Origin of the sequence: Vibrio sp. 10N.261.52.A1, assembly GCF_002876325.1 — a bacterium.
Classification (GTDB): Bacteria; Pseudomonadota; Gammaproteobacteria; order Enterobacterales; family Vibrionaceae; genus Vibrio; species Vibrio chagasii.
The window spans coordinates 1-10,590 of record NZ_MCYD01000999.1 but is presented as its reverse complement, the minus strand read 5'-3'; the positions used below and the strand labels follow the sequence as shown (position 1 = coordinate 10,590).

The 10,590-nt window shown below is 45.2% G+C and carries 8 protein-coding genes; 6 read left to right on the top strand and 2 right to left on the bottom strand.

Annotated elements, in window-relative coordinates:
* Positions 1 to 42: 42 nt before the first annotated feature.
* From BCT81_RS21695 to BCT81_RS21670, 6 genes are all read left to right on the top strand, one after another.
* A complete protein-coding gene (locus BCT81_RS21695) occupies positions 43 to 1,077 on the top strand; it encodes an efflux RND transporter periplasmic adaptor subunit (protein WP_004742069.1) in 1,035 nt (344 codons plus the stop codon).
* A 1-nt stretch (position 1,078) separates the two neighbouring features.
* Positions 1,079 to 2,164 carry an efflux RND transporter periplasmic adaptor subunit gene (locus tag BCT81_RS21690; protein ID WP_004742071.1) on the top strand — a complete coding sequence of 362 codons (1,086 nt, stop codon included), beginning with the start codon at positions 1,079 to 1,081 and terminating at the stop codon, positions 2,162 to 2,164.
* The gene (locus tag BCT81_RS21685; protein WP_102425803.1) at positions 2,157 to 5,267 is read left to right on the top strand and encodes an efflux RND transporter permease subunit; all 3,111 of its coding nucleotides are present in this window, start codon (positions 2,157 to 2,159) and stop codon (positions 5,265 to 5,267) included. Before BCT81_RS21690 ends, BCT81_RS21685 begins: the two co-directional genes overlap by 8 nt.
* A 240-nt stretch (positions 5,268 to 5,507) precedes the next feature.
* Positions 5,508 to 6,074 (top strand): DNA-3-methyladenine glycosylase I, encoded by a 567-nt coding sequence (locus tag BCT81_RS21680; protein WP_102425802.1) that lies wholly within the window; start codon positions 5,508 to 5,510, stop codon positions 6,072 to 6,074.
* A 109-nt stretch (positions 6,075 to 6,183) separates the two neighbouring features.
* Positions 6,184 to 7,155: a winged helix-turn-helix domain-containing protein gene (locus BCT81_RS21675; protein ID WP_102425801.1), complete on the top strand. Its 972-nt coding sequence runs from the start codon at positions 6,184 to 6,186 to the stop codon at positions 7,153 to 7,155.
* Positions 7,146 to 7,616 (top strand): hypothetical protein, encoded by a 471-nt coding sequence (locus BCT81_RS21670; protein ID WP_102425800.1) that lies wholly within the window; start codon positions 7,146 to 7,148, stop codon positions 7,614 to 7,616. The genes BCT81_RS21675 and BCT81_RS21670 overlap by 10 nt, the downstream gene beginning before the upstream one ends.
* 111 nt (positions 7,617 to 7,727) lie before the next feature.
* On the opposite strand, the gene BCT81_RS21665 is transcribed toward BCT81_RS21670, so the two are convergent.
* Both BCT81_RS21665 and cls read right to left on the bottom strand, forming a co-directional pair.
* The gene (locus tag BCT81_RS21665; protein ID WP_102425799.1) at positions 7,728 to 8,912 is read right to left on the bottom strand and encodes a cystathionine beta-lyase; all 1,185 of its coding nucleotides are present in this window, start codon (positions 8,910 to 8,912) and stop codon (positions 7,728 to 7,730) included.
* Positions 8,913 to 9,091: 179 nt separating this feature from the next.
* Positions 9,092 to 10,546 carry a cardiolipin synthase gene (gene cls / locus BCT81_RS21660; protein WP_102425804.1) on the bottom strand — a complete coding sequence of 485 codons (1,455 nt, stop codon included), beginning with the start codon at positions 10,544 to 10,546 and terminating at the stop codon, positions 9,092 to 9,094.
* Between the last annotated feature and the right edge of the window lie 44 nt (positions 10,547 to 10,590).

Below are 10,590 nucleotides of genomic sequence, written 5' to 3'. Positions count from 1 at the left end.
AATCTATGTTATAAAAATATTTATAGATATGGATGATCACCAATGTATAGAGCCTCCCTTGTCCTATTGACAGCCTTAGCTGGGTTGTCTGGGTGTGGTAAGGAGCTTCCTCCCGTACCTGAACCTGAATCTAGACCCGCCAAACTCTTCACTGTCTCCGTCGGTAACAATGCTTTTGAGCGTAATTTCCCTGCTACAACTGAAGCCGGTGATAGAGCGGTACTCGCATTCCGTGTTCCTGGATTATTACAGAGCATCGACGTGACCGCAGGTCAGCATGTGTCGAAAGGCGATAAACTCGCCATGCTAAACCCTGATGAATATCAACTGCTAGAGAAGCAAGCAAAAGCGAACTTTCAGCTTGCCGATGTTCAGTACCAACGTGCGATCAAACTGCGTAAAGACCGCGTAGTGTCAGAGCAAGATTTCGATCAAGCGAAAGCGAACCATAACTCAGCTCGCGCGATGCTTAATCAAGCGAATGCGAATCTTCGCTACACCACTTTAGTTGCCCCTTATGATGGCACCATTTCCATTATTCCAGCTGAAAATCATGAGTATATTGCCGCTAAAGAAGGCGTCATGAATATTCAAACCAATCAGATTCTTAAAGTCGTTTTCTTATTGCCCGACCAACTTATTACGCGCTTTTCTTCTGGGTTTGAAACCGATGCGACCATGGTATTTGATGCGTTTCCTGAGAACTCCTACGTACTGACGTTCCAAGAGGTTGATACGGAAGCTGACCCTAAAACGGGTTCATATAAAGTCACCATGGTGATGGAAAGGCCAACCGATATCGGCATCTTGCCAGGCATGTCTGGTACCGTGAATCTGGTGTCAGCTCAAGCAGCTGCAACCAAAATCCCGACCTCTGCAATGATGACTGATGGCGATGATGTCTCAGTTTGGCGAGTGAATAGTGATGGTATCGTTGAAAAAGTGGCGATTGTGATTGATGAAAAACGTCACATTGTCTCTGGCTTAAACGATGGCGACCGCATTGTAACTTCTGGTGTGAATGGCCTTGAATCCGGGATTAAGGTTCGAGAGTGGATCAAGGAAAGGGGGCTATAACATGAGTGCATTTAAATTGGCGACAGGACTGTCATGTTTAGCTTTGTTGACCGCTTGTGGAGAAAAGCCTCAAGTCGAAGCCGAGAACATTCCATTAGTTAAAGCGATTGAGATTTCAGTATTAGATTTCAATGACAAACTCTATTTCCCAGCCGTTGCCAATGCGGCGGAAAAAGCACATCTGAGTTTTCGTGTGGCGGGTGAGATATATAGGCTCGATGTTAAAGAAGGCGAACGAGTTGAAGCTGGAGATGTGATTGCTGAGCTTGATCCAACGGACTATCAATTGGACGTCGATAATGCCCAAGCTCGATATACAGTGGTGAACAGCCAGTTCAGGCGTTCAAAACCTCTAGTGAAAAAGGGCTTACTCGCGAAGTCTCAGTTTGATGAGATTGCCGCTCAACGTCAGATTGCCTACGCCGAGTTAGAACTGGCGAAGCTTCGCTTGTCTTTCACTAAGCTCAAAGCTCCCGTTGATGGCATCATTTCCCGTGTCAGTGTCGACCAATTTGAAAACATTCAAGTAGGTCAGCAAATCGTGAATATTCACAGCGTTGAGGATGTTGAGGTCGTGATTCAGCTACCTGATCAAATCTACGTGAATCAACCTAGCGAAACCATCCTTGAAAATGTGACGGCCTTGGTGCGAGTTCCAAGCGGTAATGAGTACCCAGCTGGCATTAAAGAGTTCACAACAGAGCCAGATCCAAGCACCGGAACCTTTACCGTGACCTTGGCACTACCGATGCCCGAAGACGATCTGATTTTGGACGGTATGGCGGTCGACGTGACCTCACATGGTCGAGATATTGGCTTAGAACTGAAAGCCGGTGTTTTAGTGCCTATTGAGGCGGTATTCAATGCTGACGGCGATGAACTGACTCGTAAGAACTCATTCGTTTGGGTCATTAATGACGACAACACAGTTTCAAAGCAGAAAGTGGTATTAGGCAAAGCCAACCAGAAAACGTTGCAAATAATCAAAGGATTAGAGATGGGGCAACATATAGTTGTAGCGGGCGTATCGCGATTGCGAGATGGGATGACAGTGGAAGTATTATCTCAGGAGGCGAACAATGAGTGAAGCAAATAACAAGCCCCAGAATGACGCTCAACAGGGTGACGACCAGATCACGGGTGTAGCGGCTTACTTTATTCGCAATAAAGTTATCAGTTGGATGCTCTCGTTGATCTTCCTGATTGGTGGTGTGTCTGCCTTCTTTGGTTTGGGTCGTTTAGAAGACCCGGCCTTTACCATCAAAGATGCGATGGTTGTCACCTCTTACCCAGGTGCGACACCGCAGCAAGTGGAAGAGGAAGTCACTTATCCACTAGAGAAAGCGATTCAACAACTTACTTACGTCGACGAGGTTAACTCTATCTCTAGCCGTGGCCTGTCTCAGGTTACGGTAACGATGAAGAACAACTATGGCCCAGACGACCTGCCGCAGATTTGGGATGAACTTCGTCGAAAAGTGAATGACTTGAAAGTGTCACTGCCGCCTGGTGTGAACGACCCGCAAGTTATTGATGATTTTGGTGATGTTTACGGTATTTTGCTCGCAGTAACCGGTGATGGCTACAGCTATAAAGAACTGTTGGACTATATCGATTATTTAAGGCGTGAGCTGGAACTGGTTGATGGGGTCAGTAAAGTTTCTGTTTCTGGTCAGCAGCAAGAGCAAGTGTTCATTGAAATCTCGATGAAACGGATCAGCTCTTTGGGTATCTCGCCAAACACGGTATTTAACCTTTTATCGACTCAAAACATTGTTTCCAGTGCGGGTGCGGTGAGAATTGGTGATGAGTACATTCGTATCCATCCTACCGGCGAGTTCCAGAATGTAGAGCAATTGGGTGATTTGATCCTAACCGAAGGTGGCGCTCAAGGCCTTATCTACCTAAAAGATGTGGCAGAGGTAACCCGTGGTTATGTTGAAGTACCGACTAACATTATCGGTTACAACGGCAAACTAGCACTCAACCTGGGTGTGTCCTTTGCTCAAGGTGTAAACGTGGTTGCGGTGGGTGAGGCGTTTGACCGCAGGCTTGCTGAACTGAAATACCAACAGCCGGTTGGCATCGATATTTCAGAGGTTTATAACCAACCTAAAGAAGTAGATAAATCAGTAAGCGGCTTTGTGGTGAGCTTGGGGCAGGCGGTTGCGATTGTAATCGTAGTGCTACTGTTCTTCATGGGGCTACGTTCCGGTCTGTTGATTGGTTTGATACTGCTCCTGACCGTGTTTGGTACCTTCATTTTCATGCAGTACTTCAAAATCGACCTTCAACGTATCTCACTAGGTGCATTGGTTATCGCACTGGGGATGCTGGTGGATAACGCCATAGTGGTAGTCGAAGGGATATTGATCGGCACGCAGAAGGGACGAACCCGGATGCAGGCCGCCACTGATATCGTCACTCAGACGAAATGGCCATTGCTGGGTGCAACGGTTATCGCGGTAACGGCATTTGCGCCTATTGGTTTGTCTGAAGATTCGACGGGTGAGTACTGTGGCACCTTGTTCACGGTTCTACTTATCTCGCTAATGTTGAGCTGGTTTACGGCTATCTCAATTACGCCATTCTTTGCTGATATCTTCTTTAAAGGTCAGAAGGTCGATGCAGACAATGAAGGTAAAGATCCGTACAACGGGATGGTTTTTGTTGTCTACAAAAACTTCCTAGAATTCTGTATGAAGCGTGCGTGGCTAACCATGATTGTTCTGGTTATTGGTCTAGGTGCGAGTGTTTACGGTTTTGGCTTCGTAAAACAAGCTTTCTTCCCGTCATCGACAACACCGATGTTCCAAGTTGATGTTTGGATGCCGGAAGGGACCGATATTCGAGCGACCAACACTAAGCTTAAAGTGCTTGAAAGCTGGTTAGCAGAACAGGACGAAGTAGAACACATCACGACGACTGCAGGTAAAGGCTTACAACGTTTCATGCTGACTTACGCACCAGAGAAAAGTTATAGCGCTTACGGTGAGATAACGGTTCGTGTTAAGAGCTACGAAGTGCTTGAAGGGCTAATGAAGCGCTTCCGTGACCATGTTAATGGTCAGTTCCCTGAGATCGACTACAAGCTAAAACAGATTGAGTTAGGCCCTGGTGGCGGTGCGAAAATTGAAGCTCGTATTGTAGGCTCTGATCCAACGGTATTACGTTCAATCGCAGCACAAGTGATGGATGTAATGCGTGCTGATAGCGGTGCATTTAACGTTCGCCACGACTGGCGTGAAAGAACTAAGGTGCTAGAGCCTCAGTTCAATGAAAGCCAAGCTCGTCGTTACGGTATCACCAAGTCTGATGTTGATGATTTCCTCGCGATGTCTTTCTCTGGTAAGTCGATTGGTGTGTATCGTGATGGTACAACGCTGATGCCGATTGTGGCTCGTTTACCGGAAGATGAGCGTGTGGATATTCGTAACATCGAAGGTATGAAGATCTGGAGCCCTGCGTTAAGTGAATATATCCCGCTGCAACAAGTGACTTTAGGTTACGAGTTGGAATGGGAAGATCCCCTGATCATCCGTAAGAACCGTAAGCGTATGCTGACAGTCATGGCGGATCCAGACCTACTGGGCGAAGAAACTGCTTCTACGCTACAGAAGCGTTTACAGCCACAAATTGAAGCGATTGAGATGCCACCTGGTTATTCTCTGGAGTGGGGGGGGGAGTATGAGTCGTCTGCGGATGCGCAGGCATCACTCTTCACAACCATGCCTCTTGGCTACTTGTTCATGTTCTTGATCACTGTGTTCCTGTTTAACTCAGTAAAAGAGCCGCTGATCGTGTGGTTAACGGTACCACTGGCTTTAATTGGTGTGACGACAGGCTTGCTGGCCTTAAACACCCCATTTGGTTTTATGGCTCTGTTAGGCTTCTTGAGTCTATCCGGGATGCTTTTGAAGAACGGTATCGTATTGCTTGACCAGATCGAGATTGAGATGAAGTCAGGTAAGGATCCTTATGTTGCTGTTGTTGATGCTGCACTAAGCCGTGTTCGTCCTGTATGTATGGCAGCGATTACGACGATTCTAGGTATGATTCCACTATTGCCTGATATCTTCTTCAAACCAATGGCGGTAACCATTATGTTTGGTTTGGGTTTTGCGACGGTACTGACGCTTATCGTTGTACCGGTACTGTACCGCCTGTTCCATAAGATTGACGTAGCATAACGCCAATTTACCTTTGAAATAATGCCCCTAACTGGGGCATTATTTTTATGTACTTTTATACCAATCGTAGTAAATAACTGGTCATCCTAGCTGGTTAAAACGCTCAATAACTGCGTTAGAAATTTTGATTGTAGAATAACTACTTATCGGAAATTTCGGCCTTGTTCTTAAGCCTTTTTCTTGCGCTATTTATGATCACTTACTTACTGTGATTGGTATTACTTAAGTGAGATTATCGAAATGGAAGCGAATGCTGCGGAGAGAACTTGTGCATGGGCACTTAAACATGAACTTGAAAGGGTGTACCACGACACGGAATGGGGCGTGCCTGTCTATGATGATCAAGTGTTGTTTGAATTCATGACTCTAGAGGGAGCTCAAGCGGGTCTGAGTTGGATTACTATACTGAAAAAACGAGAAGGCTATCGCGCGGCATTTGAGAACTACGACTTACACAAATTAGCCGAACTCAATGAAGACAATGTACCCAATATCATTGAAAACTATGATGTGGTTAAACATAAGGGCAAGATTGCTTCCGTGTACAACAATGCTCGTGCAGCGCTGGAACTTCAAAAAGAGTTCGGCTCTTTATCGAATGCCTTATGGCAATTTGTCGATAACAAAGTGATCGATAATCAGTGGACAGAGATGTCACAAGTCCCTGCTTCTACTGAGCAATCTAAAGCCATGAGTAAGTTTTTAAAAAAGAGAGGCTTTAAGTTTGTAGGTGAAACAATCTGTTACGCGTTCATGCAAGCTACCGGTATGGTTAATGACCATATGGTGTGTTGTCCTTACAAATAAAAGTATTATTTAGCGTCGCGAAATAATTGCTCGAAAATTGGAAAATTCACTAGCCATTTATAAACTATTCAATATTATATGCGACCGAGTTTAAAGATAGAAAACGATAGTGAAACAACAAAACTACCAAATATGTGATGCTAGTTATGATCCCTTGCTTAGGCAGTTTGTGCGTGAAGATGGACACGTAGAAACTATCGCGCCACTTGAAGGTAAGGTATTCCTATTCTTGCTTGAAAATGTTGGCGAGTGCATCGAACGAGGTCTGATATTTGATAGATGCTGGGGCAATGTGATTGTCTCGGAACAAGCGCTTACCAATGTAATTTCAAAGATCAGAAAAACACTATCTAGGGTAACCTGTGGCTGCGCAACGATTCGCACTGTCAGTAAAACCGGCTATTCTCTTGAAATCGACGAGTCGAAAAAGACAAGTTCAAAAAAACAAGCTACGCCTCAAGCAGACCTTGGTGAAGCCCAGTCTGCATCTGTGGCGAGTATGATAGCAAAGTCTGCTATTAAAGAAGTGTCGATTGCACCAGCAAATAAACCATCCACGGCAAGCCAAGAGCCTGCAGAGAATTCCTCGACTATCATTTCGGACCCTATAACTTCAAATCAAGCGTACGGTTCGGTTGTACCTGGCTTATCAAGTATTACTAGCAATAAACACGCTATTAAAGCTGGTTATATAGTCGCACTTATTTGTGTTCTCGTTACAGCGTTCAACCTATTTCAAACTTACTACAAGCCAACGCCTTACTTTATTGATAAGTCGGAATATCGTGATAGTTACACAGACAATACTAACCACTATTTTTTCCATATTGTTCATGGAGATTCCTATTCGCTACCAGCGATAACAGAAAAGCTGACCAGTGTGATACCTAGTCACTGCAACGTGGATGTGTTTGTTCGTATTTATCCATCTGTCGACCAACCAGAGAGCGATGCTTTGTACATGTTAGTTCAAAGGAAGGATGGCGAGGCTCTCAATTACGGGGCGACGATTTTCAATGTAGAGACGTCTTTTGACTCATTTGCCGCTCATATGGAAAAGAGGAGCTACTTTTGCGATTAATTGGCTTACTCATTTTATTGGTAATAGCTTCGGCGAGCTTTTTTCTAGACCAAAATGCACTGGCGGGCACTCGATGGCATTGTAAAACGCTAAAAACGGATTTCTTATCTCAGGCATATCAACCTTATCAATCGCTTTATGAGCGTATGAGCATTACTTTTCAGTCTGACCAAACTTTTAGCATGAGAGAGTTTGTGACGATCACTGAGAAAGACGGCACCGAAGGCACAATGGAAAACCTTTATTCTGGTTACTATGGTTTGGACGGGGATCATTTGTCGATGAGCATTATTGACGTGAGAACCGCCACTCCGTTTCATGATCCGATCATTAACCAGGAATACAGTGAGTACAAAGGAGTGACCATTGATTACTCGATTTTAGAGCAGGAGCAGTCCCTATATCTGTTTAATGAACACCGCTCTGAAATCTTTAATTGGACATGCTACCAAGTTCAATAATGAATTACGAAGCACTGTGCGTTAGTTGTGGAGTTATAGGCTGCTGATGCGCGGAACTGAAAAAGGCAGGAATATCCTGCCTTTTTTGTATGTTGAATATACCGTTTCTAGCTAAACCAGAGCGCTGTAGCGATCTAATCCTGCCTCTAGATCTGCAATCAAATCATCAACATCTTCTAAGCCGATATGTACGCGAATTAAAGTACCGTCGAAGTTTGGATTCGCTACTGTTCTTAGGCTGTTAAAGCTGCTCGGCTCGTTCGCTAGAATTAAGCTCTCAAATCCACCCCATGAGTAACCCATGCTGAAGTGTTTCATACCATCAAGCAGCGCCGTGGTTGCTTGTGTATTCGAATTCTTTAGCACAAACGAGAACAGGCCATTACCACCGGTGAAGTCTCGTTTAAAGAATTCATGACCTGGGCATGATTCAAGAGCAGGGTGACGAACGTGGTCTACTTCAGGTCGAGTTTCTAACCACTTCGCGACTTTTAAACTGCTATCCGCATGTTGGCGTAGTCGTACATCTAGGGTACGAATGCCGCGCAGGCCAAGGTATGCGTCATCTGGTGAAACACATTGTCCCATCAAGTAGCTTTGCTCTCTTAGTTGATCCCAGTACTTCTCGTTGGCAACGGCAGTTCCTAACATCACATCAGAGTGACCGACGATGTATTTAGTCGCCGCTTGAATTGAGATATCAACACCAAAATCAAATGGAGAGAAATTAACACCAGCAGCCCACGTGTTGTCTAACATCACGATGATGTCATGCTCGTGAGCAATACGCGCGAGTGTAGGGACATCCTGAACTTCCATGGTGATTGAACCCGGAGACTCGGTAAATAACACCTTGGTATTTGGCTTGATAAGCTCTTTGATGCCTTCGCCAATTGTTGGTTCGTAGTAGGTGGTTTCTACGCCCATCTTTTTCATGATGGTGTCACAGAAATCGCGAGTTGGCTCGTAGCAAGTGTCAACCATCAGAATATGGTCGCCTGTTTCTACAAAAGAAAGGATCGCATTAGAGATAGCTGCCGTTCCACAAGGGTAGAGTGCACAGCCTGCGCCGCCTTCCACTTCAACCATCGCATCTTGGAAGGCAAAATGAGTGTTAGTTCCACGACGTCCGTAAAAAAGGGTCTTGTTAGCGCGGTTAATCGTAGCTTTACGCTTCTCTTCTACTGAGTTAAATACGACAGTTGAAGCGCGTTGTACTGGTGGGTTAACAACACCATTGGTCCACTTCTTATCACGACCGGCTGTGATCAGTTTAGTGGTTTTGTTCTCGGACATGCTGTGAATTCCTTATCAATCGGTTATGTCCTATTTAAAACATGCCAAGAGTATTCAAAGCAAGAGCGGAGCGGGGTTTTTTACGCTTTTCTTACGATTTTTAATCTTTCACTCAGTAAAGAGCGAAAGATTAAAATGATCGATGGGAAACGGCGAGCTATTACAGCTCACCGCTTAAATTACAGAAGAGGATTGAATAGATAGAACAGTCTTTCAAAGAAGCGGTTGCGTAAACTTCTTTGCTCCCATTGCTCTAACTCAACTGAGTGGGATGAATCGATGTAAGATTTCTGCAGTTCAGAGAGGTTCTGAGTGAAATGTACATCATCCACCGCGAGCGTCACTTCGAAGTTGAGCCATAAACTGCGCATGTCGATATTGACCGTTCCAATCAAGCAGAACTCTTCATCAATGACTACTGACTTGGTATGAAGAAGGCCACCATAGAATTCGTAGATCTTAACTCCGGCTTCTAGTAATTCGGTATAGAAAGCGCGAGAGGCCCATTTCACCATTAACGAATCATTGTTATGAGGAATGATGAGTTCGACTTTGACACCGCGTTGAGCCGTCATCTTAAGTGTTTCTAATAAGTCCGCACTCGGCACAAAATAAGGGGTCGTAATACGCACGGTATGGTTAGCCTGATTAATCGCAATAGTCAGAACCTGTAGGATCAAATACTCCGGCATACCTGGGCCCGACGGTACCACTTGTACGGGATGATGCGTCACCGCTTCTTCTACAGAACATTCAGGCAGTTCAGGCAGAATGCGATCTCCGGTTTCTACTTCCCAGTCCCAACCATGGATTGCAGAGAGTACGTTAACGGTTGGGCCTGTCACACGGACCATGACATCAATCCACTGACCGACTCCTGAGCTTTGTTTGAAATGAGCAGGGTCGACCATGTTCATCGAGCCTGTGTAGGCAATAGTCTCATCTATCACGATGATCTTACGGTGCTGCCTTAGATCAAGGCGTCGCAAGAAAATACGCCAAGGGCTTACTTCCAGCGCTTGTATAACCTGCACACCGGCATCTTCCATCATTGGTAGCCAATGGCTTTTGAAAAAGCGTGGACTACCCGCTGAATCGAGCAAAACTTTAACATCTACGCCGCGTTTTGCTGCGCCAATCAGAGCAGAGGCCACTGAATCTGTTAGGCCGCCTGGATGCCAAATATAGAAAACCATCTTAATACTGGTTTGGGCATTTTCTATATCTTCGATAATTGCGTGTAGGATCTCGTTTGGTGAAGATTGCAGAGATAGAGTGTTTCCACTGAGCGCAGGAATGCCCATTCGATTGTTACAAAGCTCGTCAATCTTATGGATAGGGGAGCCGACTTTCCCTGGTTGGTGAAGTTGGCAATCGTTTAGTTGACGGAACCAATCTCCGAAGGGAGTAAACATGCGATGTGCGCGCTCAGCCCTTTTTCTACCGAGGTTCAGTTCACCAAAAAGGAAGTAACAAGCCACACCTACAATTGGGATAATGTAGATAACCATAAGCCAGGCGAGAGAAACGCTGACAGAGCGTCGTTTTAGTACAACGCGCAGTGTTACACCGGCTACAAGGACCCAGTACAAAGCGACAGAGGCTAAAGTTAAAAAATGGTAGAGCTTTTCCACATTGAATACTCGAAAAAAGAGACACTTAGATAGTAATGCTATTT

Excerpts from the sequence above, each read along its gene's own strand:
- BCT81_RS21690 (WP_004742071.1), top strand. The coding sequence starts at position 1,079 with ATGAGTGCATTTAAATTGGCGACAGGACTGTCATGTTTAGCTTTGTTG.
- BCT81_RS21685 (WP_102425803.1), top strand. The coding sequence starts at position 2,157 with ATGAGTGAAGCAAATAACAAGCCCCAGAATGACGCTCAACAGGGTGAC.
- BCT81_RS21680 (WP_102425802.1), top strand. The coding sequence starts at position 5,508 with ATGGAAGCGAATGCTGCGGAGAGAACTTGTGCATGGGCACTTAAACAT.
- BCT81_RS21695 (WP_004742069.1), top strand. The coding sequence starts at position 43 with ATGTATAGAGCCTCCCTTGTCCTATTGACAGCCTTAGCTGGGTTGTCT.
- BCT81_RS21665 (WP_102425799.1), bottom strand. The coding sequence starts at position 8,912 with ATGTCCGAGAACAAAACCACTAAACTGATCACAGCCGGTCGTGATAAG.